The organism is Spirosoma areae, from assembly GCF_054781775.1.
Genome location: NZ_BAAGTT010000027.1, coordinates 31,757 through 51,481 on the forward strand (window position 1 = coordinate 31,757; position 19,725 = coordinate 51,481).

General features: G+C 52.3%; 20 protein-coding genes. 7 read left to right on the top strand and 13 right to left on the bottom strand.

Features of this window, described 5'->3' with window-relative positions:
* The first annotated feature begins 127 nt into the window (after positions 1 to 127).
* Positions 128 to 397: an ArsR/SmtB family transcription factor gene (locus ACYVI1_RS14270; RefSeq protein ID WP_460911265.1), complete on the top strand. Its 270-nt coding sequence runs from the start codon at positions 128 to 130 to the stop codon at positions 395 to 397.
* A gap of 93 nt (positions 398 to 490) precedes the next feature.
* Positions 491 to 1,597 carry an alkene reductase gene (locus tag ACYVI1_RS14275; protein WP_460911267.1) on the top strand — a complete coding sequence of 369 codons (1,107 nt, stop codon included), beginning with the start codon at positions 491 to 493 and terminating at the stop codon, positions 1,595 to 1,597.
* A gap of 57 nt (positions 1,598 to 1,654) precedes the next feature.
* On the opposite strand, the gene purQ is transcribed toward ACYVI1_RS14275, so the two are convergent.
* The 6 genes from purQ to ahcY all read right to left on the bottom strand — a co-directional run bounded on the left by purQ (position 1,655) and on the right by ahcY (position 7,305).
* Positions 1,655 to 2,341, bottom strand: a complete 687-nt coding sequence (gene purQ, locus ACYVI1_RS14280; protein WP_460911269.1) for a phosphoribosylformylglycinamidine synthase subunit PurQ — start codon at positions 2,339 to 2,341, stop codon at positions 1,655 to 1,657.
* 70 nt (positions 2,342 to 2,411) lie between these two features.
* Complete coding sequence (locus tag ACYVI1_RS14285; RefSeq protein ID WP_460911271.1) at positions 2,412 to 3,338, bottom strand: bifunctional metallophosphatase/5'-nucleotidase; 927 nt, start codon at positions 3,336 to 3,338, stop codon at positions 2,412 to 2,414.
* Positions 3,316 to 4,056, bottom strand: a complete 741-nt coding sequence (locus ACYVI1_RS14290) for a 5'-nucleotidase C-terminal domain-containing protein (RefSeq protein WP_460911273.1) — start codon at positions 4,054 to 4,056, stop codon at positions 3,316 to 3,318. The genes ACYVI1_RS14285 and ACYVI1_RS14290 overlap by 23 nt, the downstream gene beginning before the upstream one ends.
* A complete protein-coding gene (locus ACYVI1_RS14295) occupies positions 4,053 to 5,201 on the bottom strand; it encodes a hypothetical protein (RefSeq protein WP_460911275.1) in 1,149 nt (382 codons plus the stop codon). Before ACYVI1_RS14295 ends, ACYVI1_RS14290 begins: the two co-directional genes overlap by 4 nt.
* Positions 5,202 to 5,241: 40 nt before the next feature.
* Entirely contained in the window at positions 5,242 to 5,820 is a 579-nt protein-coding gene (locus ACYVI1_RS14300) for a Uma2 family endonuclease (protein ID WP_460911277.1), read from the bottom strand.
* A 174-nt stretch (positions 5,821 to 5,994) separates the two neighbouring features.
* Positions 5,995 to 7,305 carry an adenosylhomocysteinase gene (gene ahcY, locus ACYVI1_RS14305; RefSeq protein WP_460911279.1) on the bottom strand — a complete coding sequence of 437 codons (1,311 nt, stop codon included), beginning with the start codon at positions 7,303 to 7,305 and terminating at the stop codon, positions 5,995 to 5,997.
* Positions 7,306 to 7,529: 224 nt separating this feature from the next.
* Between ahcY and ACYVI1_RS14310 the strand changes: the two genes are divergently transcribed.
* On the top strand, positions 7,530 to 8,024 hold the full coding sequence (locus ACYVI1_RS14310) for a MarR family winged helix-turn-helix transcriptional regulator (protein WP_460911281.1): 495 nt from the start codon (positions 7,530 to 7,532) through the stop codon (positions 8,022 to 8,024).
* A gap of 7 nt (positions 8,025 to 8,031) precedes the next feature.
* Positions 8,032 to 8,493 (top strand): GNAT family N-acetyltransferase, encoded by a 462-nt coding sequence (locus ACYVI1_RS14315; protein WP_460911283.1) that lies wholly within the window; start codon positions 8,032 to 8,034, stop codon positions 8,491 to 8,493.
* A gap of 50 nt (positions 8,494 to 8,543) precedes the next feature.
* On the opposite strand, the gene ACYVI1_RS14320 is transcribed toward ACYVI1_RS14315, so the two are convergent.
* From ACYVI1_RS14320 to ACYVI1_RS14330, 3 genes are all read right to left on the bottom strand, one after another.
* A complete protein-coding gene (locus ACYVI1_RS14320) occupies positions 8,544 to 10,214 on the bottom strand; it encodes a beta-N-acetylhexosaminidase (protein WP_460911285.1) in 1,671 nt (556 codons plus the stop codon).
* Positions 10,215 to 10,280: 66 nt separating this feature from the next.
* On the bottom strand, positions 10,281 to 10,967 hold the full coding sequence (locus ACYVI1_RS14325) for a GDSL-type esterase/lipase family protein (RefSeq protein WP_460911287.1): 687 nt from the start codon (positions 10,965 to 10,967) through the stop codon (positions 10,281 to 10,283).
* Positions 10,968 to 10,980: 13 nt separating this feature from the next.
* The gene (locus ACYVI1_RS14330; protein ID WP_460911289.1) at positions 10,981 to 12,312 is read right to left on the bottom strand and encodes a UDP-N-acetylmuramoyl-tripeptide--D-alanyl-D-alanine ligase; all 1,332 of its coding nucleotides are present in this window, start codon (positions 12,310 to 12,312) and stop codon (positions 10,981 to 10,983) included.
* A 138-nt stretch (positions 12,313 to 12,450) separates the two neighbouring features.
* Between ACYVI1_RS14330 and ACYVI1_RS14335 the strand changes: the two genes are divergently transcribed.
* Both ACYVI1_RS14335 and ACYVI1_RS14340 read left to right on the top strand, forming a co-directional pair.
* Positions 12,451 to 14,706, top strand: a complete 2,256-nt coding sequence (locus ACYVI1_RS14335) for an FG-GAP-like repeat-containing protein (RefSeq protein ID WP_460911290.1) — start codon at positions 12,451 to 12,453, stop codon at positions 14,704 to 14,706.
* 150 nt (positions 14,707 to 14,856) lie between these two features.
* Positions 14,857 to 15,222, top strand: coding sequence for a hypothetical protein (locus tag ACYVI1_RS14340; RefSeq protein ID WP_460911291.1), 366 nt, complete (start codon positions 14,857 to 14,859; stop codon positions 15,220 to 15,222).
* Between the two features lie 11 nt (positions 15,223 to 15,233).
* Here the strand turns inward: ACYVI1_RS14340 and ACYVI1_RS14345 are convergent, their stop codons facing one another.
* The 3 genes from ACYVI1_RS14345 to ACYVI1_RS14355 are packed head-to-tail and all read right to left on the bottom strand — an operon-like array spanning position 15,234 to position 17,814.
* A complete protein-coding gene (locus tag ACYVI1_RS14345; protein WP_460911292.1) occupies positions 15,234 to 15,956 on the bottom strand; it encodes a LytR/AlgR family response regulator transcription factor in 723 nt (240 codons plus the stop codon).
* Positions 15,931 to 17,085 (bottom strand): sensor histidine kinase, encoded by a 1,155-nt coding sequence (locus ACYVI1_RS14350; protein ID WP_460911293.1) that lies wholly within the window; start codon positions 17,083 to 17,085, stop codon positions 15,931 to 15,933. Before ACYVI1_RS14350 ends, ACYVI1_RS14345 begins: the two co-directional genes overlap by 26 nt.
* Positions 17,086 to 17,088: 3 nt before the next feature.
* Entirely contained in the window at positions 17,089 to 17,814 is a 726-nt protein-coding gene (locus ACYVI1_RS14355) for a sensor histidine kinase (protein WP_460911294.1), read from the bottom strand.
* A 640-nt stretch (positions 17,815 to 18,454) separates the two neighbouring features.
* Between ACYVI1_RS14355 and ACYVI1_RS14360 the strand changes: the two genes are divergently transcribed.
* Positions 18,455 to 18,943, top strand: coding sequence for a hypothetical protein (locus ACYVI1_RS14360; protein ID WP_460911295.1), 489 nt, complete (start codon positions 18,455 to 18,457; stop codon positions 18,941 to 18,943).
* A 211-nt stretch (positions 18,944 to 19,154) separates the two neighbouring features.
* Here ACYVI1_RS14360 and ACYVI1_RS14365 read toward each other — a convergent pair whose 3' ends face one another.
* Positions 19,155 to 19,559: a c-type cytochrome gene (locus ACYVI1_RS14365; RefSeq protein WP_460911296.1), complete on the bottom strand. Its 405-nt coding sequence runs from the start codon at positions 19,557 to 19,559 to the stop codon at positions 19,155 to 19,157.
* Positions 19,560 to 19,725 lie beyond the last annotated feature (166 nt).

Genomic DNA, 19,725 nt, shown 5'->3' on the forward strand with positions numbered 1-19,725 from the left:
TTTTCGCGGTTGTTATCGTCTGTGAAACTAAACGGATATGCACAAAGATACATATTTAAACCATGTGGGAATAAGCCGATTACGGAAGGCGGCACCTTAACAGACTGGTTTTTGTTAGATTTGTACTATGGATTCTAAATCATTCGAGAAAGCAACAGGGGCTATTGCTGATAAATACCGGCTCTCGATTCTACAGGAACTTGCCCAACGGGATAGCATGACTCCGTCTGATATCCAGGAACTGACGGGTTTGTCGCAGCCCTGTGTGTCGCACCACGTTCGGTTATTGACCGAGAGCGACCTGCTGATTGCCACGAAAGAAGGCCGAAATGTGTATCTGCACCTGAATAAAGATATGATGCGGCAACTATCGGCATTTCTGATGCAATTCAGCTAAAAATTTTAATTTAAACATTCAAACTTTTAAATATTTGGAAATGTTAACTACCTAAAGACGTACTCAAAAACGGTTGATTACAGATACTCGCACATGGCACAGACACTTTTCGAGGAAGCCCGCTTAGGCAACCTGACACTTCAGAACCACATTGTGATGGCCCCCATGACCCGGAGCCGCGCCCTCAGCCACAATGCCCCCAGTGATTTGGTGGCTACTTACTACGCTCAACGCGCTACAGCCGGTCTGATCCTTACGGAAGGCACCTCTCCCTCCCCCAATGGTCTTGGCTATGCCCGAATTCCGGGTTTGTATAGCGAAGAGCAAATTGCAGGCTGGACGAATGTGACGGATGCCGTTCACGAAAAAGGAGGGAAAATATTCGTACAATTGATGCACACGGGCCGGATATCGCACCCCGATAACCTGCCTGCCGGGGCTGAACTGGTTGCGCCCTCGGCCATTGCCGCTAAAGGTGATATGTGGACCGATACCCAGGGTATGCAGCCCCAGCCTACACCCCGCGCTCTAACAACGGCGGAGGTAAAACAAACCATTCAGGAGTATGTGCAGGCGGCTAAAAACGCCGTTGAAGCAGGTTTCGATGGAATCGAACTGCACGGGGCCAATGGGTATCTGATCGAGCAGTTTCTGCACCCGGCGGCTAACCAGCGGACCGACGAATATGGCGGCAGCGACGAAAATCGCAGCCGGTTCCTCCTCGAAATTGCTCAGGGGGCGGTCGATGCTATTGGGGCCGATAAAGTTGGCATTCGGTTATCGCCTTATGGTGTGGCCGGCGATTTGCCAATCTACGACGGCATCGAAACGTTGTATAATTACCTCGCCGAACAACTCCACAAAATAGGCTTAGTCTATCTGCATCTGGTCGATCATTCGGGCCTGGGAGCGCCGGTTGTGCCACCATCGGTCATAAATGGCATTCGCGAACGTTTCAGGGGAACCTTAATCCTGGCGGGGAGTTTTACGGCCGCCCGGGCCGAAGAAGCATTGGAAAGTGGACTGGCTGATTTAGTCGCGTTTGGCCGTCCGTTCATCGCCAACCCCGACCTGGTGGAGCGTTTGGAAACGGGTGCTGACCTGGCTCAGCCTGACCCGGCTACATTCTACGCGCCCGGCCCGAACGGCTTTGAGCAAGGTTACATTGATTATCCGGTATTGCAAGAGGTGAAAGCATAAAGGGAGAAAAGGAGAAGGGAAGCCGTCACTGGCTTCCCTTCTCCTTTTCTCCCTTCATTATACCAATACCGCTCTCAGAATCTGGTCCATAATTAACCGACCGTCGGTGTTGCCCAGGGCAGGGTCGGCGGCCCGTTCGGGGTGGGGCATCATTCCGAAAACGTTTTTCCCTTTGTTGGTCACGCCCGCAATGTTTTCTAAACTGCCGTTTGGGTTGGCGGCTTCGGTAATGGCCCCTGTTTCATCGCAGTACCGAAATAACACCTGCCCGTTGTCGTTCAGTGCGCTAAGCGTATCGGCATCAGCAAAATAGCGGCCCTCACCGTGTGCCATTGGAATCTTGTACGCGGTTCTGTCAAGCCCGGCGGTTAAGAGCGCGTCGGGCGATTGAGGGGTCAGGTAAATATTTTTGCAGACATACTGCTGATTGGCATTCCGCAGGAGTACCCCCGGCACCAGCCGCGCTTCGGCCAGCACCTGAAAGCCATTGCAAATACCCATCAGGTAGCCGCCCCGGCTGGCGTGGGCAATCACTTCACTCATGATGGGCGAAAACCGGGCTACGGCTCCCGTGCGGAGGTAGTCGCCATAGGAAAAACCACCGGGCAGAATAATAAAATCACACCCCTGCAGGTCGTGGTCTTTATGCCAGAGTTTAACGACCTCCTGGCCCATCAGTTCCAGCGCATCGACTGCGTCCTGATCGCAGTTGGAGCCGGGGAAAACAACAACGCCAAATTTCATAGGAATCTAAAGAGTGAAAGAGCGAAAGAGTGAAACAGTTAGCTTTTCGCTCTTTCACTCTTTGGTAAAGTTACTTTACTTCAACGGATTTTCCGGTACTTGCAACGGCTTTTCCCCGTTCAAAGGCCAGGTCGATACGACCCAGATTGATGCCGGCAAACCCAACCTGATTGATCCAGACGGGCTGCCCATCGGGATTGTTGACCACCACCGGCGCATCTAAGAACGTGTGCGTATGGCCACCAATAATGAGGTCGATGTTGCGGGTTTTGGCCGCCAGTACGTTGTCGGAAACCGTCGGGCCATCGTATTTAAAGCCGAGGTGCGACAAACAAACGACGTAATCGCATTTTTTTTCCGTGCGGAGTGTGGCGGCAGTTTGGTTGCCAATGTCAACCGGATCGAGGTACTTCGTTTCCCTGTAGGCATCTTTTGGAATCAGCCCGTCGGGTTTGATACCCAGTCCAAAAACACCAATCCTGATGCCGTCTTTCTCGAAGAGTTTATACGGCATCGTTTTGCCATCCATGACCGTGTTTTTAAAATCGTAGTTGGCAATGAGTAACGGAAAACTGGCCTTGCCGAATTGGGTTACCATGTTGTCGATGCCGCCATCGAAGTCGTGGTTGCCAATGGTTCCGGCGTCGTAGCCGAGCTGGCTCATAGCCAGAATTTCGGGTTCGCCTTTATACAGGTTAAAGTACGGCGTTCCCTGGAAAATATCGCCCGCATCGAACAGCAGCACGTTTTCCTGCTCCTGCCGAATTTTTCGGATGAGCGTGGCCCGGCGAGCCACACCACCTTTTCCGGCATTGCGGCTCCCGTCCATCGGGAACGGGTCTAACCGACTGTGTACGTCGTTGGTATGCAGAATGGTCAGCGACGTAGTTTTGGCGCGACCTGAATGGGCAAATAAGTCGGGGGTCACCGAGCCAACTACGGCGGCTGTGCCAAGCAGTTTCAGAAACTGACGTCTATTCGATGCTGATGCGTCCATCGGAAACAGGGTTAATGGGTTGGCCGGTTTTGCCCTGCTGCCGGAAATAGTCAATCAGGGCATCGCGGATGAGGTAATTGATGTTTTCGCGTTTAATAGGATTTTTCAGGAAGCCAGCGTTATCGCCACCGTCGGCTACATAATCGCTCATGGCGATGGTGTAGGTTTCGGCAGGCTGGAGTGTCCGGCCATTGGTGAAGGTAACGGATTGCACCTGTTCATCGTGAATTTTGGCCCGTAAGCCGCCCACCACTAACTTATCGCCTTTGGCGAAGTGATTGAGCAATTGCCGGAGCATATCGCCCGTAACGGTCAGGATAACCAATTGATTATCAAATGGCATAACTTCAAAAATAGAGCCGGTCGTGATGTTTCCGTCGGGCAGATTGTTCCGAATGCCCCCAAAATTCAGATGTGAGCAGTCAATCGGTTTGCCATAGCGCTGCGCCGATTGTTGAAGCAGGGCATCGGTCAGTAAATCATTAAGCGGCCCATCAGGCTGGCCTTTTTCGATGCGCCCGGTGGAATGGGTCAGCACTTCATTCATGGTTTTGTCGAGACCCTGCCGATATGGCTGCAGAAACCTGGCCACACTGCTGTCGGCTGTAGCCGTTACCGAATCGACACCAATGCGGTTGGCCGTGCGGCCGGTAAGGTGGTAGCCGGGGCTACAGGCCGAAAGGCCAGCCAACGCCAGCCAAAGAAGCTGTTTTTTCATAGAATTTTACCAGGCAAAACAATCACAGTACGATCCGGCTTATACGTTACCCGGCGGATCCGCCCAAATCCGCCTAAGCCGATTTGAAGATTGATTAACCCGCCCGAAAAAGGCTGCATAGTCAGAAAAGGAGTGTACGATAATTTTGTGCGTATGAACAGAAAACTGCCGTCGGAGAGGTCGGGTTTGCGGGTGTTGTCGCCTAACTTAATATCGCCGATAAGTCCCACTGTGGGTGCATAATCGAGTACGTAAAAACCTTTATATCGCTCATCGTTCCGGTTCTGCGGAGCTACATTGAATAGTCGGTAGCCAACGAAGGGAGTCCAGCGGCTGCGGGGTGAATCGCTGATTACCTGACCAATGCCCACCTCAAACAGGGCGGAACGAATGTTCATGCCGCCTTCCCAGTTCTGATCACGGTGCGAAAAGGCCGAGCTTAGCGAACCATTAAAAATGGCCGGGTGGAGTAACAGCATCGTTCGGCGAAAGGCAATATCTACGCCGAATGCAATGCCCGCCAGAGGGTTTATCGTACTGGAAGCTGGGCCGGTGGGCAAGGTCCCGGCTCCACCCACAAACAGACCGAAGCCAATTTTCGAGGAGCGATAAACATTGACCAGGTCGGGGGTGTCGAACAGCCGCTGCACCACCTGCTGCTGCCAGCCTTGCAAAACCGGCAAGTCATCGCCCCCGCCGGTTTCGGCCCTGAACCGGTTGACTTCGGCGCCCAGTTCAGAGTTGGTCAGGTATTCAATCTGTTTGGCCTCCTGCTTAAACCGGCGGTCGGCCCGCAGGGCAATAAGCTTGGCTTTCATCTGGCGGGTGTGTACCTCCACCAAATCGAACAATACCTGATTATAGGCTAATGTGCGCTCGTTGCGGGCTGTTTCCGACACCCACGACAGGTTGCGGAACATCAGGCAGAACGACTCGATGGCGGGCTGACTCCAAACCGACGTTGGGCGAACTTCGTAGCCAATCTGGTAATAAAACTCTGAGCCTCCCAGGCCGGGCTGGGTTGGCGAATGGAAATCAGACAGGAGCAACCGCCGGGTCGCGCTCCAGTGCAGCGTGTCAATCGTCGCCTGCGCCAAACCGGGCAGGGGAGACAACAGCAGCAGCACAAGGAGCAGTCGGTTCATTGTATTGGCCAGGTATGCAAATTTATGAAAATAGCGGTTGTCAGATCAATTCATCTAATCGGATCATAAAGCCCGGAAGTACGTCTTCACCACTCAATTCATCGGTAAATGCTTTTGTTTCCGGCTCACGGTCAGGCCGATACATGGTTGTTTGCTGCCTAAATGGGTCAATCAACCAGCCCAGCCGAACGCCATTCTGAAGGTATTTCTCTAACTTCTTCGGCAACGTATAGTTTTCATCCGAATCACTCATCAACGCGATGACAGAATCGGGGCAGATTTTAGCAAACGTATCCTGTTCTTTTTCAGAAAGCCTATCCCAGCGTTCGTGGCTAATCCAGGACACATCCGGCGCACGAACTGACGTATCGGGCAGGGTGAAGCCAGCACTCGAATCGGCCCCTAAGCCCAGCCTGGCTTTACGGTTCCAAAAAACAACATCAGCAACAAGATCGGCGTTTTTTAATCCAGTTTTCGTATTGGTGGGCATCTCAAAAATAATCTGGCCGTCGGCTTCGCGTTCGATACGAAGCGAGGGATTTGCCTGACAGAAGGCGTAAAATTCATCGTCCGTCAGGCGGTCATCCCGGCGCGTAGTGGGATTTAGCGGGAACATCATGGTCGAGCGTCGTTTCCTGGTGTCAATACTAACAAATTTAACGCAAAAAAGCGCGGCTCCGTTACCAGAGTCGCGCTGTAACGCGGCCGGGCCGCCGGAGCGGTGGAAACCCGCAATCCTGGATTTTCTGTACCATCGCGGGTTTCCACCGCTCCGGCGGCCCGGTCGCGTTACTTAATACCGGTACATCTCCGACTTGAACGGACCTTGCACCGATACACCAATGTAGTCGGCCTGTTCCTTTTCCAGGGGTTCGAGCCGGGCACCCACGTGGGCAAGGTGGAGGGCAGCTACTTTCTCATCAAGAATTTTGGGCAGCACATACACTTTGTTCTCATACTTGTCGGAGTTGGCCCACAGTTCCAACTGCGCCAGGGTCTGGTTCGAAAACGAGCATGACATCACAAACGAAGGGTGTCCCATCGCGCAACCCAGGTTCACTAAGCGACCTTCGGCCAGAATAATGATTTCCTTGCCGTCGATCTCATACATATCGACCTGCGGTTTAATCTGGCTTTTAGCGTGGCCGTAGTTGGTGTTCAGCCAGGCCATGTCGATTTCGTTGTCGAAGTGCCCGATGTTACACACAACGGCTTTATCGCGCATGGCTTTAAAGTGACGGTCTTTAATGATGTTGACGTTACCGGTTGCCGTCACGAAGATCTGGGCACGCGTCGCGGCCTCATCCATCGGTATCACCTCAAAGCCGTCCATGGCAGCCTGCAGCGCACAGATCGGGTCAATTTCCGTTACCAGCACGCGGCAACCGGCACCCCGCAGCGACTCCGCCGAACCTTTGCCTACGTCGCCATAACCCGCTACAACGGCCACTTTACCGGCCAGCATCAGGTCGGTAGCCCGGCGAATGGCATCCACCAGCGATTCGCGGCAACCGTATTTATTATCGAATTTCGACTTCGTTACCGAATCATTTACGTTGATGGAGGGCAGGTGCAGCGTTCCGTTTTTCATCCGCTCATATAGGCGGTGAACCCCCGTTGTGGTTTCTTCCGAAAGCCCTTTAATGCCCTGAATCAGTTCAGGATACACGTCGAACACCATGTTGGTCAGGTCGCCACCGTCGTCGAGAATCATGTTGAGCGGCTGGCGATCTTCGCCGAAGAACAACGTTTGTTCGATGCACCAGTTGAATTCTTCTTCGTTCATACCTTTCCAGGCATACACCGGAATCCCGGCAGCGGCAATGGCGGCAGCGGCATGGTCCTGCGTCGAAAATATGTTGCATGACGACCAGGTTACATCGGCACCCAGTTCGACCAGTGTTTCGATCAGCACGGCGGTCTGGATGGTCATGTGCAGACACCCGGCAACGCGGGCACCTTTGAGCGGCTGCGAAGGACCATATTCGGCCCGGAGCGCCATCAGGCCCGGCATTTCGGCTTCGGCCAGCCGGATTTCCTTGCGGCCCCATTCGGCCAGTGCGATGTCTTTAACCTTGTAAGGAACGTAGGTTGACGTTTGCATAGTAAGTATTGGAATGCGGTTGAATTCTTAGGAAAGTGCAAAAATAAAGAGCGTTGGCCAGAAAGACTAACGGTTTGGTGTTTTGTGTAGACCGGCAAGTCATAGAGTGAGTGTAGTTATCTTCTTCATTCACTACACGTCTGGGTAAATTAATTGAAACTTTTCTTGACACGAAGAATAGTTTTCCCTAACTATGTAACTCCTTACGTAACTGCTAACCTATTATGGATTTTATGGCGGAAATGGCCGAACTGGCTTTGGCAAGTCGACTTCGGCGATTGAGTGACCTCTACTGGCAGGGGGTAACGGCCACCTACCGGCAATCGGGAGTGGATTTCGATGTGCGCTGGGCCACCATTTTTGTGCTGATTGCCCGGCAGGGGCCGGTGGCTGTCATGGAAATTGCCGACCGGCTGGGCATCACGCACCCGGCCGTGATTCAGGTGATCAATGAACTCGAAAAACACGGCCTGATTGCATCGGCCAGGTCGGAGCAGGATGGCCGGAAGCGATTGCTGACGCTGAGTGAAGCCGGGCAGACAATGCTGCCCAAACTGCAACCCCTCTGGGATGCCTTTGTTGCGGTCAATCGGAGCATGTTAGCTCAGCAGGCGCACAATTTGCTGGCATCGCTTCAGGAAATGGAAGCGCAGTTAGCCGAACGAACCTTCTTCGACCGTATTCAGGACCAATTGAAACAAGCAAACACCAACCACTGATAATCGTATGAGCGACGTATCCATCATCCCTTACTCACCAGACTACCAGCCTGATTTTAAACGCCTGAACATCGACTGGATTTCCCGCTATTTCACCGTTGAACCGCACGATTCCGAGCAGTTAGACGACCCCGAAACCCACATTCTTCCCAATAAGGGCGAGATTTTTTTTGCCAAAACTGACGACGGCATTGTCGGTTGTGTCGCCGTCGTGAACATGGGCGAGTCCGGTTTTGAACTGGCTAAGATGGCGGTGTCGCCCAGTGTGCAGGGAAAAGGTATTGGCAAAAAACTGTGCATCGCGGCCATTGAGTATGCCCGGCAGGCAGGGGTTAAAACCCTTTGGCTCGAATCGAACCGGAAACTCACTCCCGCACTAACGATGTACACCCGTGTGGGCTTCCGCGAAGTGCCCAGTGTGCCAACGCCTTACTCCCGCGCCGACATTCGCATGGAGATGGCGTTGTGAGACTACTTGACCCTAAAAGGTCTTTTAAGACCTTTTAGGGTTGCAGATGCTTACTTCTTTGCCGTTTCTCTGGGCCACACGTAGTCAAACGTATTATTGATGGGCGCACCAAAGTAGTTGACATTCAGGTAGTCTAACCGCTTTTTGTGAGCTTCCAGCCGTTGCTTAAAGTCATCGATGTCCTTTCCGTCGGCGGGTGTCCAGGCGGTTTCGGCAACGGCAATCAGGCGGGGGTATGTCATGTACTCAACGTAGTGCGTTGTGGGCAGGTATTCCGACCAGATGTTGGCCTGTACGCCCAGCACGTGCCTGGACTGCCCGGCCGTTAAACTATCCGTTACCGACGGGTTGAAGCTGTACACTTTTTCGAGGGGCAGCAGACCGCCAATGGCTACCGGCAGCCTTTGGGTTTTGGGGTCGGCCTGGTAATAATCGAGGTAGCAATAGGTGGTTGGGCTCATGATTACATCATGATTCTGCCGGGCGGCTGCAATGCCGCCGTTAACTCCGCGCCAACTCATGACCGTAGCATTGGGCGATAGGCCACCCTCCAGAATTTCGTCCCAGCCAATCATCCGGCGGCCTTTCGAGGTAATGAATTTGTCGATGCGCTGAATAAAATAACTTTGGAGCTCGTGTTCATCTTTCAGCCCTTTTTCGTTCATCAGGGCCTGACAGAATTTGCTCTGCTGCCATTCTTTTTTCGGGCATTCGTCGCCCCCAATGTGAATGTACTGGCTCGGAAATAAGGCCATCACTTCGGTCAGCACGTTTTCTAAGAATGTAAAGGTTTCTTCGCGGGGAAACAGCACCTGCTCATGCACACCCCACGTACCGGTCACGGGCAAAACACGATCAGGGTTGCCGCCCAGTTCCGGATAAACCGAGAGCACGGCAATCGAGTGGCCCGGCATTTCAATTTCGGGAATCACCGTTATGTACCGCTCCTGAGCATACTTAACCACCTCGCGCACGTCGTCCTGCGAATAAAAGCCGCCGTAGGGTTTGTTGTCGTATTTGCGGTCGGTGTAGTGGCCAACCATTGTTGATGGGCGGATGGACGCGAACTCGGTTAGTTTAGGATACTTTTTGATTTCGATGCGCCAGCCCTGATCTTCGGTCAGGTGCCAGTGAAACACATTCATTTTGTGCAGGGCCAGCAGGTCGATGTATTTTTTGATGAATGCCACCGGATAAAAATGCCGTCCTACGTCGAGCATCGACCCCCGATACCCATACCGGGGCTGGTCTTCGACGGTGCAGGCGGGCGCCGACCACGTTATACCACTTATTTTCGTCGGGCTAAAGACAGCCGCAGGCATCAACTGCATGAGTGACTGTATGCCATAGAAAAAGCCCTGCGGCTGCTCGGCAGTAAGTACAATCTGCTTCGGTGATACGGTCAGCGTATAGCCTTCCGGTCCTAACCTGCCGCTTTTGGCGCTCACGAATGAAATGCCTTTCGGGGCCGTTCCGGTTGTGACGACCGGTGTTGAGCCGGTAGACTTCGCCAATTGGTTGGCCAGCATCTGGGCAATCCGGCGCACGTCGGCGCTGGCGGCTGCCTGTACACCAATCGTCAGTTTTGCGGGGAATGTGTACGCTCCGCTGCCAGCGGCTAAGCGCGTGGGTTTCGGGACAATGGCGTAGGGTGTTGTTTGGGCAGAGAGCGGCTCTGCCATCAGCAATAGACCGACTGCGTAGAGGGCTAATTTTTTCATAGAAAAGAGGGTATCTTGTTGTAGGCGACAAAGGTACACTTCCTGCTCATTTCGATGGACTCTCACCTATTTCAAAAACGGTCTCAGCACGGTTGCCCACCGCTGATAACCTTCTTCGCGCATGTGCAGGCTGTCGGGCTTGAACAGGGCGGGCACAGGCTGGCCGTTTTTCTGGAGCATAACGGGCCGGATATCCACAAAGCGGGCATTGCGCTTGTTGGCTAAATACCGTTTGATAAGCCGATTGGCAATGTCTATTTGGGTAAAATATTGCCGGCGCGACGGGCTGGGTTTCAGGGCGATAAACGCAAAGGGAACGCCGGGTAATTTACGGCGAACGTGCCGAAACAGGGCAACGAATCGCCCGAAGGTTTGCTGCCCGCTTAGTTTGCCCGTTGCCACGTCGTTTTCGCCCGCATAGAGCACAATCTGCTTTGGGTGATAGGGTATAATAATCCGATCAGCATAGCGTAATACGTCGTTTAACTGCGAACCCCCAAAACCCCGCTGAAGTATGGATTTGTTGGGGAAATAAGCGGGCAGGTTTTCCCACAGTCGAATGGACGAACTACCCGTAAACAGGATTGGATTTTTGGGTGGGGGAGTCGTGCTGTCCATCTTTTCGAACGCCCGAATTTCGGCCTCGTAGGGCGGAGCCTGTGCTACTGAACAGAGCGGCAGTCTCCAACTAAGAATGAAAAACAGACCAATACCCCAACTGAACGTCGGGCGACACAAGCGAAAAAAGATCATTCGGCTCAGGATTTCAAATAAAAGGCACGACCGACTCTAAACTCATGCCCCGCGAACCTTTTATTAAGACGTGCGTATCGGTCAGGGGGTTGTCCATCAGCCAGTTATGCAGTGAAAATTTATCGGGGAAATAGTAGGCTTTGGGCAAGGCACTCAGGGCGTAATGCATATCTTTCCCAGCCAGAATAACCAAATCGAACCTGCCCTCGGCAATGAGTTTGCCAAGAGCCACGTGTTCGGCTTCGCTCTCAGTACCCAGTTCATACATATCGCCCAGAATCACCGCTTTGCGGTGGGCGGGCATCGTCGCAAATTGCCGGATGGCGGCAGCCATCGAGCTGGGATTGGCATTATAGGCATCGAGCAGCACCGTGTTTGTACCTTTAGTAATCACCTGCGAGCGATTGTTGGTCGGGTTGTAGTCGGCAATGGCGCGGTTGGCATCTTCGGGCGAAACGCCGAAATAATCACCAATGGCTAAAGCTGCTGTCATGTTCTCGAAATTATGACGACCGGGCAGGTGCGTCGTTATGTTCTGACCGGCCGAATCCCGGTAAACAACCACCGGCGATTCCGCTATCAACTCGATTGGTTTATCCGCTGGTTCGACGGCGGGATAAAAAATGGCTTCGGCGAAGGTGGTTTCGGAACGAAGCGTTTTCAGCCGTTGCCGATACATGCCCGTCAGGGTTTTATCGCGCGAATTGATAAAGACTGTCCGTCCGTTTTTGGCCAGATAATCATACAGTTCGCCTTTCCCTTTCCGAACGCCTTCGATGCCGCCAAAGCCTTCGAGGTGCGCCTTGCCGACGTTGGTAATGAGGCCGTGCGTAGGCTGGGCAATGGAACAAAGCAGTTCGATCTCGTTTTGGTGATTGGCCCCCATTTCAACAACGGCTATGTCGTACTGGTCCGTAATGGCCAGGAGGGTCAGCGGCACGCCAATGTGGTTGTTGAGGTTGCCGGCAGTGGCGTAGGTCCGGTAGTTTTTCGACAATACAGCCGCAATCAACTCTTTGGTGGTGGTTTTGCCATTGGAGCCGGTCAGGCCAATCACCGGGAAACTGAACGTTTGCCGATGATGACGGGCCAGGTCCTGCAATGCCGTCAATCCGTCAGCAACAAGCAGAAAGCGAGACGGGTCAAGGCTGGGGGATATTGCCGTTGAGTCGTCGATGAGGGCATAGCGGGCACCCGCTGCGAGGGCTTGTCCGGCAAATTGATTGCCATCGAAACTGGCTCCTTTCAGGGCCACAAACAGGCAACCGGGCGTAATTCGACGTGTATCGGTCGAAACCCCCGTACATTCCAGAAATTTAGGATAGAGTTGTTCGGTACTAATCATCACATTCCGACTGGTTTCATCGTTTTCAAGGCAGGATTTAACCACAAAGGACGCAAAGCCTCCGCAAAGAAAGTTTACTCTTCGCGCCTTTGCGCTATTCGTCGCGTCTTTTGCGGTTTAGAAAACAGTCAAAAGTAGATGAAAAAGCTGTTTACGTTTTGTTTTTTCGTGATTCCGCTTTGCAGCTACGCCCAGTCATCGACACCGGCGTTTGGCTTCCGATACGACCAAAGTCCACCGGTGAGCATCAACGGGCGCACCTTGCTTAATCCCTGGGCCGGTGGGTTGAACGCCCCGCAGTATTCGACCATCCGCCTGAATGATGACGCCCGCGACGATTTGGTGGTGTTCGACCGTGCGACTGACAAACTCAGCACGTTCGTTGCCATCGACAACCCAACAGGAAGTGGCATTGCCTGGCAGTACGCCCCCGAGTATGAATCGGCTTTCCCGGTAAAGATATATGGCTGGCTGCTGCTGGTGGATTATGACTTCGATGGTCGCAAAGATATTTTCGCCAACGGCCCCACCAGCCTGCAGGTCTATCATAACGAATCGCAGGGCGGGCAGATTAGCTTTGTCCTCGTAGCCAATCCACTCATGACTGAAGGGCTTAGTGGTTTTCGGCAACCGCTCTATGTGAATAGTGGCGATATACCGGCTATTATCGACTACGACGACGATGGCGACACGGACATCATCACCTTCGATGCGGGTGGTAACGTTGTTGCCTATCAGCAGAATATGAGCGTCGAACGAACGGGTAAAAAGGGCGGCCTTGATTATAAGCGTACCGGTGACCAGTGCTGGGGCCATTTCAGGAAAGAATTCTGCAACGATTTTATCTTTGGGTTTCAATGCGATGGTTCGGGTAGACTGGGCGCTGTTACAACACCAGTTATTCATAGTGGAGCACGGCCCCTGCATACGGGCAACACCCTGACAGTGATCGATACGGATGGCGATGGGCACAAAGACCTGCTGTTTGGGTTTGTGAGCTGCGAGAACATTGCCCGGCTTCGCAATACCGGTCCGAACAGTGAGAAGGCTGATTTTACGAGTTACGACAGTCTGTTTCCAGCCCGAAGCCCTATTCTATTCCCGGCGTTTCCGGCAACGTTCTGGGAAGATGTCGATGGCGACGGGCAGAAAGATTTGCTGGCAGCGCCCAACGTAAGCCGCAACGAAAACCAGGCGTTCGATTTTCGGGCGTCGGGCTGGTTCTATAAGAATGTAGGTACGACACAGAAGCCCGATTTTCAACTCATCCAGAAAGATTTTCTGCAAAGCGATATGCTCGACCTGGGCGAGCGGGCGGCCCCGGCCTTAGCCGATCTGGATGGCGATGGCGACCTGGATTTGCTGGTTGGTTACGGCGGCATGGGCCTGGGCAAAAATTACCGCGCTGGCCTGTGGCAGTTCGAGAATAAAGGCACGACCCAAAAACCGGCTTTTACCCTTGCGACAACCGACTACCTCGGCATTGGGCAGTCGCTGATGCTCACGAACGTGGTTCCGTCGTTTGCGGATGTTGACGGCAATGGCAGCGCCGATCTGATTCTGACCGGCGTGGGTGTTCAGGAGGTTGAGATTCGCGTGCTGATCAATGCCGGAGCGAAGGGCGCAGCCGCTCAATATTCCCTTGCCGGAGTTACCCGCTGGCCCAGGCCTGACTTAATGAGTGCCAACGATTTACTGACCGTAGCCGATGTTGATCAGGATGGCAAAATCGACCTCTTACTTGGCCGGTATGACTTCGGTACCATTCTGTACTACCGAAACACCGGAACGACCACCAATCCAGCCTTTCAACTTCAGAATCAGACCTTTGGCGGCTTCACAACCGATGATTATGTGTATGCCCGCGCCCGCTCATTAGTGGTTGCCGACCTGAACGGCGATCAGAAAAACGAACTGATTGCGGCCGCCGACAATGGGACCGTTCGGGTGTATCAGTTTCCTGAGCGAGCCGACCAGCCGCTGACGTTGCTGGATTCGCTGCCCGCGCTGACCCTGCCCGGCAAAGGGCTTATTGCCACAGCCGCCGACCTCGACGGCGATCAACTTCCCGACCTGATGCTGGGCAGTTTGACCGGCGGATTGCGCTACCTGAAAAACACCTCGCGGAGGATCATCACGGGTATTGACGAAGAGCCAACCGGCCCCTGGGCCTTTCCGAATCCAACGAGTCGCTACCTTAGCATTCGACCTCCCTACGATGGCCAGGTTGAGCTGGTGTCTCTATCGGGGCAGCGGGTACTGCCCGCGCAAACCGTTCGGGCTGCCGTTGAGACCACCGTCGACCTGGGACTTTTGCCCGATGGTACCTACCTGTTGCGGCTGCTGGCCCCTAATCGGCCAGGTCGGGTGCAGAAAATTCTTGTCTCGAAATAAAGAAAACTCTTTTAAGTATTTGGCGTTTCACGTTCAGGGTTCTATTCGGGCCGCCGGAACGATTTCTATGGGTAAGTTGAACTACCCGACAGAAACCGCTCTGGTAGCCCCGCTGGAACCCCGAAGGTGACACATTAAACTGTTTTGCTCATGGAAAATACAAACAACTCCGATCAACAGCGCGTCGATCAGAATTCAGGCGGCCCATTAGGTGGCATGTCGCCCCAGCATACCAATATGCCCGAAAATAATGAAGAGCAGGATGCCATTGTTTACGCCGGTTTGGGCGTCAATAACCACCCTGATATCATGAATCCGGGCGACCAGGAAGCGTCTGATACGTTGCTCTATACCGATAACGTGACGGCACGCCATGCTACCGACCAGATCTCAAACGATGAAGAACCGGATGAATTTGAGGATGAGTTGACCAGCAATGACCTGTCGGACGATGAAATAGACGAGCAGATTGTTGAACTTGCCCAGGAGGAAGACGAAGGGAATGAACGCTATTGAGAAGCCAATCTTCAGGAAACCTGTAGTATCCGTTCTACTTCTTTTTGATACAGCCGGCCGATGGGTAACTCCTGCCCGGCTACCTCGACGTGGCGGGGCGTGTAGGTTGAAACATGGGCCGAAGCCGCAATAAACGACCGATGCACCCGCACAAACTGGTCGGCGGGGAGCATAGCTTCGAGGGCGCTGATGGTTTGCTTAACAACTAAGGGTTTGCCGGTCGCCGTTATGATTCGGACGTAGTCTTTCAGGCTCTCTACGTACAGAATGTCGCAGGTGAGTACTTTCACTAATTTGCGGTCGGACCGGAAAAACAGAAAACCGGATTCCGCCTGTTGGGGAGTTTCTTTTTCAGGAAGCGATGCTAGTAGTGGGCCATCCGCCGTTTTCAGCACTTTGCCCACCGCCCGCAAAAATCGGTCGAACGAAATCGGTTTAAGCAGGTAATCGATTACATCTAATTCATACCCATCAAGGGCATATTCCCGGTAGGCCGTCGTAATAATGACCGGTGGCGGATTTCGCATCGTCCGCAAAAAATCGGTGCCGATGAGTTTAGGCATCGTAATGTCTAAAAACAGCAGGTCGATGGGTTGCTGCTGTAGCACCTGAAAAGCCTGCAGGGCATTTTCGCAACGGGCGGCAACGCTCAAACCCTCCACCGATTCAATGTAGAGTTCCAGCACATCCAAGGCGGGTGGCTCATCGTCAACGAGCAGGCAGCGTAGTTTCATAGTCGGCTGAGGATTGAGACTTTGACAGTTGACCGGATGGCGATGCGGCTGATACAACGAATGGCAGCATCAGTGTAACGATATAGACATCGGGTTCTGAGCGTAGTTGCAGGTCGTAGCTATCGGCGTAGTGAAAGTACAATTGCTTCTGTATATCAACAAGTTGTTTTGAGTTATCGGTTTGAGCGACTGCCTGCCCGTCAATGACCTTCAGGGTTAGATGCGTTTCGCCAACGGCCAGATCGATGCTAATCCAGGCAGGTTCGTCAGGTTGCTGGCTGGCCTGTTTGGCCGGTAGCTGGCGAAACGCATTTTCGACAATCGGAAACAATAGTAAGGGAACAACCGTCTGATTAGCAAGATTACCCCGAATTGTGAGCGATACCTCCAGGCCCGAAGGATGCATAGCTCGTTGAAGAAAGACGTACTGTTCGATAACCTTGGCTTCCCAGGCTACAAGCACCCGTTCGGCCTGGCTTTCGTAAAGCACGTAGCGCAGAAAATGGGCGAGTTTCAGCACGACTTCGGGGGCCAGTTTAGACTGTTGCTGAGCGAGAGTGTGCAAGGCCCGAAGGGAGCCAAACAGAAAATCGGGGTTAAGCTGAAGTTTGAGCAATTGCAGTTCGGTCTGTAGTTTTTCGCGTTCGAGCCGTTGGCTTTCAGCCTGCTTTTGTTGCCACTCACGAAAAAGTTTCACCCCTATAAATAGTCCGGCTATTAGATTTCTTATCCAAAAGGTTCTGCCCGGAAATAAGGAGCCGAATAGCCAGGTATCTTGTTCAAAGGGCATTTCCTGGTGCAGCCAGTGCATCAGCGGGAATGTAAGACTATACGTTAGCAAATCATTCAGAAACCACTCAGCCAGGTTAAGCAGCAGTACGCCTGCCAAAAAACCGGCAAAATGCCTGCGAAATAGCAACGGTAATACCAGGTAAGCCCACAAGTACGTACAAACAACAAACGTTGGTAACATACTGAAAAACAAATCAATAACTATGGGAACCCAGTGGCAAAAAAAGCAGGAATTACTAATATCCGGCAGTATGTGAGCCAATCCGGCCAGGACGGTAACGCTCGCCCAGAATAGCAGGTGGCGGGTTAGTCGGTTGGTGGGCAGATGCGGAGTCATTGCTTAGAAACCAGTCTCTAAAACAGCAGAAAGCACCTCGGTGGGTTTGCGTTCACTACTTAGCGTGAGGCCCAGTTCGACGATAAACAAACCAGCAGTAGCCTGTATGGTTAATTCGTGCAGGTTTGGATAGAGTAATGCCAGTCGCTTCCTGACGTTCATCAACCCAATTCCCTCTCCCTCCCTGCCCGCATTGCCGGCTGGTTCGCTTCGGCTATTCTCGAGCCTGAACAGCAGGGTGTCATCGGTTATGGTTAACGCGAGATGGATGCAGGCGGAATCAATTTGTTTGGCTGCTCCGTGCTTAAAGGCGTTTTCGACGAACGTAATCAACAACAACGGGGCAATGAACGTCGCGCTGATTTCGCCACTCACCCGCATAGAAATCGTTAATCTTGGTCCGTAGCGTAGTTTTTCAAGCTCAATGTAGTTCTGGATAAACTCTATTTCCTTTTTCAACCGCACCCGTGGTGTGCCACACTCGTGGATCATGTAATGCAATAGCCCCGACAGTTTCAAGACCATATCAGGAGCCTGGGACGATTGTTTTAGGGTTAGCGAATACAGGTTGTTAAGTGTATTGAACAGAAAATGCGGATGAATCTGTGCTTTCAGCACCTGTAGTTCGATCAGCAGCGTTTGGCGAACCAGTTGTTGATTGGCCTCATTGCGCTGATAATAGGCTCTGAATAATTTAATCCCGACTGCTACCCCGGTAATAAGATGCATGGTCACGAAGACCCCAGTAGCAAAAGACGAATGAAAGTCATGAAACAAAGGGGGATGACCTGTTCGTAACGGAATTAAAATGAAAAATCGCATCAGATGGTTAACTACCAGGCCGCTACCTGCATAGATCAGATAACGACGCGCAAACAGGCCAAACTGCTTCAGCAGCACAGGTGGTAAGACCCAATACAACCCCATATAGACAAAAGTCACTTGATAAGGGACAAAGACAAGAAGAGTGTAGGCCAGTTGCGGTAGTTCAGTGAGCGAATGGGAACGAATAGCAGATAAGAAATAGGGGGCGCATAAACTTATAGTCAATGCTACATACACCACCGCCCAGAACAGCAGATGCCGTTTTAATCTCTGTCGGCTCTGAGAGTTGGGCGTAAACCGCTTCATTTGAGAGAGTTCATTTGAACACCTAAGGTGGTTAACGTTTTTCAAATAAACTATTCATAATCAGTTTTTTAGGCGAACGGTAAGCTCCCGGCGACGACCAATACCGTTCGTCGCCGATGAACGGTATTGGTCGTCGGGACTACGTTATCTGACAAGCCCTTTCTTTTTCTGGTCGAATAAGCCAGCAGGCCCTGTTCATACGTACTACTTTTCGGCTGAATCTAAAACCTATTATCCAATGAACCGATCTACACCCCCTCAAAGCATCATGCGGCCCTTACGCTGGCTGCTCGTTTGTTCCCTGCTGACAACCTCCTGTCAAGACCATCAACTACCCCAACCTAAATACAACCTGGATGTAACGCTTCGGGGAACGGGGAAAGCGTCTGGATTTGTGAAATTTCAGCAGTTCACCGACCGTCCATTTACCATCTTTCTGGATACATCGGTACAGGGCCTGGAACCGAACACCAATTATGTGCTTCAGCGGGCCGTGGACACTAACCTTGATGGCAATTGCACCAGTACGTCCTGGCTTACACTCGGTAAGGGCCTTGTGCCACAAACCATTCTGACGGATAATCTGGGTACAGGCAGCGCGGCCCTCTTTCGCGATGTGTCGGCTTTCCCCTCGGGCACTACCTTTGATATTCACTTTCAAGTCGTCAATCAACAAACCCTGGCAGTCGTACTGACCAGCGATTGTTATCAGTACACAGTGAGGTGATCAACGGAAAACCCGGTGTCGGCCTACTATGACCAGGCCAAAGAAGTCTATGCTATTTCGCAGACCCTAACCGGCAGAGCAGAAGACGATTGCATTGTTCTGGGCCGATAATCCCGATAGTAAAAGCTTCGCCACAAATAGCTACTGGTAGGACCATAAAAAAGCACCGGATTGACGTCCGGTGCTTTTTTTAATAAACAGCAATAGCCAATTAAGCTTTTTTGCTGGTTTTCTTGGTTGCTGTCGACGACTTCGACGTTTTCTTGGTCGTAGACTTGGCTCCGCCATCCAACGAGTTAATCCAGACGGCTAATTTCGTTGCGTCCTCCTTCGGAACCTGCTTCATCGGTGCCATTGGCGGGTAGCCCGGCCAGTTGGTCGGTACCGGGTTGTAAATCAACTCAACGATTTTTTCAGTAGAGTATTTCTTCTTGGCAACATCTGCATAGGCCGGGCCAACTAACCGTTGATTGGGGCGGTGGCAGGCAATACAGGTGTATTTCGTCATCAGGGCATTCATGTCCGCCGGAATGTCGGCAGGTGCCTGAGCGTGAGCATCAAAAGACGCTACGGCCAGCGAAGCCGAAGCGATGAGAAGGCCAACGATTTTTTTCATGAGAATCGGGTACGCGATAATTGAATAAATAAATTGAGTATTGGTAGTCGGTAAGTCGCGCAAAAATAGAGGGTTTCAGGCGATAACCTAATTTTAGCTTCGGTTTTTCCTATTAAACCAACTCTTGGACACTTGTTCCCGAAAAACGTTTAAAATTTGTTAAAAT

What these genes read in the sequence shown, in the direction of transcription:
- ACYVI1_RS14295 (WP_460911275.1), bottom strand. Translation starts at nt 5,201, where the DNA reads ATGAACCGACTGCTCCTTGTGCTGCTGCTGTTGTCTCCCCTGCCCGGT.
- ACYVI1_RS14300 (WP_460911277.1), bottom strand. Translation starts at nt 5,820, where the DNA reads ATGATGTTCCCGCTAAATCCCACTACGCGCCGGGATGACCGCCTGACG.
- ACYVI1_RS14330 (WP_460911289.1), bottom strand. Translation starts at nt 12,312, where the DNA reads ATGATTAGTACCGAACAACTCTATCCTAAATTTCTGGAATGTACGGGG.
- ACYVI1_RS14350 (WP_460911293.1), bottom strand. Translation starts at nt 17,085, where the DNA reads ATGACTCCGCATCTGCCCACCAACCGACTAACCCGCCACCTGCTATTC.
- ACYVI1_RS14340 (WP_460911291.1), top strand. Translation starts at nt 14,857, where the DNA reads ATGGAAAATACAAACAACTCCGATCAACAGCGCGTCGATCAGAATTCA.
- ACYVI1_RS14325 (WP_460911287.1), bottom strand. Translation starts at nt 10,967, where the DNA reads ATGATCTTTTTTCGCTTGTGTCGCCCGACGTTCAGTTGGGGTATTGGT.
- ACYVI1_RS14270 (WP_460911265.1), top strand. Translation starts at nt 128, where the DNA reads ATGGATTCTAAATCATTCGAGAAAGCAACAGGGGCTATTGCTGATAAA.
- ACYVI1_RS14275 (WP_460911267.1), top strand. Translation starts at nt 491, where the DNA reads ATGGCACAGACACTTTTCGAGGAAGCCCGCTTAGGCAACCTGACACTT.
- ACYVI1_RS14335 (WP_460911290.1), top strand. Translation starts at nt 12,451, where the DNA reads ATGAAAAAGCTGTTTACGTTTTGTTTTTTCGTGATTCCGCTTTGCAGC.
- ACYVI1_RS14360 (WP_460911295.1), top strand. Translation starts at nt 18,455, where the DNA reads ATGAACCGATCTACACCCCCTCAAAGCATCATGCGGCCCTTACGCTGG.
- purQ (WP_460911269.1), bottom strand. Translation starts at nt 2,341, where the DNA reads ATGAAATTTGGCGTTGTTGTTTTCCCCGGCTCCAACTGCGATCAGGAC.
- ahcY (WP_460911279.1), bottom strand. Translation starts at nt 7,305, where the DNA reads ATGCAAACGTCAACCTACGTTCCTTACAAGGTTAAAGACATCGCACTG.
- ACYVI1_RS14320 (WP_460911285.1), bottom strand. Translation starts at nt 10,214, where the DNA reads ATGAAAAAATTAGCCCTCTACGCAGTCGGTCTATTGCTGATGGCAGAG.
- ACYVI1_RS14345 (WP_460911292.1), bottom strand. Translation starts at nt 15,956, where the DNA reads ATGAAACTACGCTGCCTGCTCGTTGACGATGAGCCACCCGCCTTGGAT.
- ACYVI1_RS14290 (WP_460911273.1), bottom strand. Translation starts at nt 4,056, where the DNA reads ATGAAAAAACAGCTTCTTTGGCTGGCGTTGGCTGGCCTTTCGGCCTGT.
- ACYVI1_RS14355 (WP_460911294.1), bottom strand. Translation starts at nt 17,814, where the DNA reads ATGCATCTTATTACCGGGGTAGCAGTCGGGATTAAATTATTCAGAGCC.
- ACYVI1_RS14310 (WP_460911281.1), top strand. Translation starts at nt 7,530, where the DNA reads ATGGATTTTATGGCGGAAATGGCCGAACTGGCTTTGGCAAGTCGACTT.
- ACYVI1_RS14285 (WP_460911271.1), bottom strand. Translation starts at nt 3,338, where the DNA reads ATGGACGCATCAGCATCGAATAGACGTCAGTTTCTGAAACTGCTTGGC.
- ACYVI1_RS14315 (WP_460911283.1), top strand. Translation starts at nt 8,032, where the DNA reads ATGAGCGACGTATCCATCATCCCTTACTCACCAGACTACCAGCCTGAT.
- ACYVI1_RS14365 (WP_460911296.1), bottom strand. Translation starts at nt 19,559, where the DNA reads ATGAAAAAAATCGTTGGCCTTCTCATCGCTTCGGCTTCGCTGGCCGTA.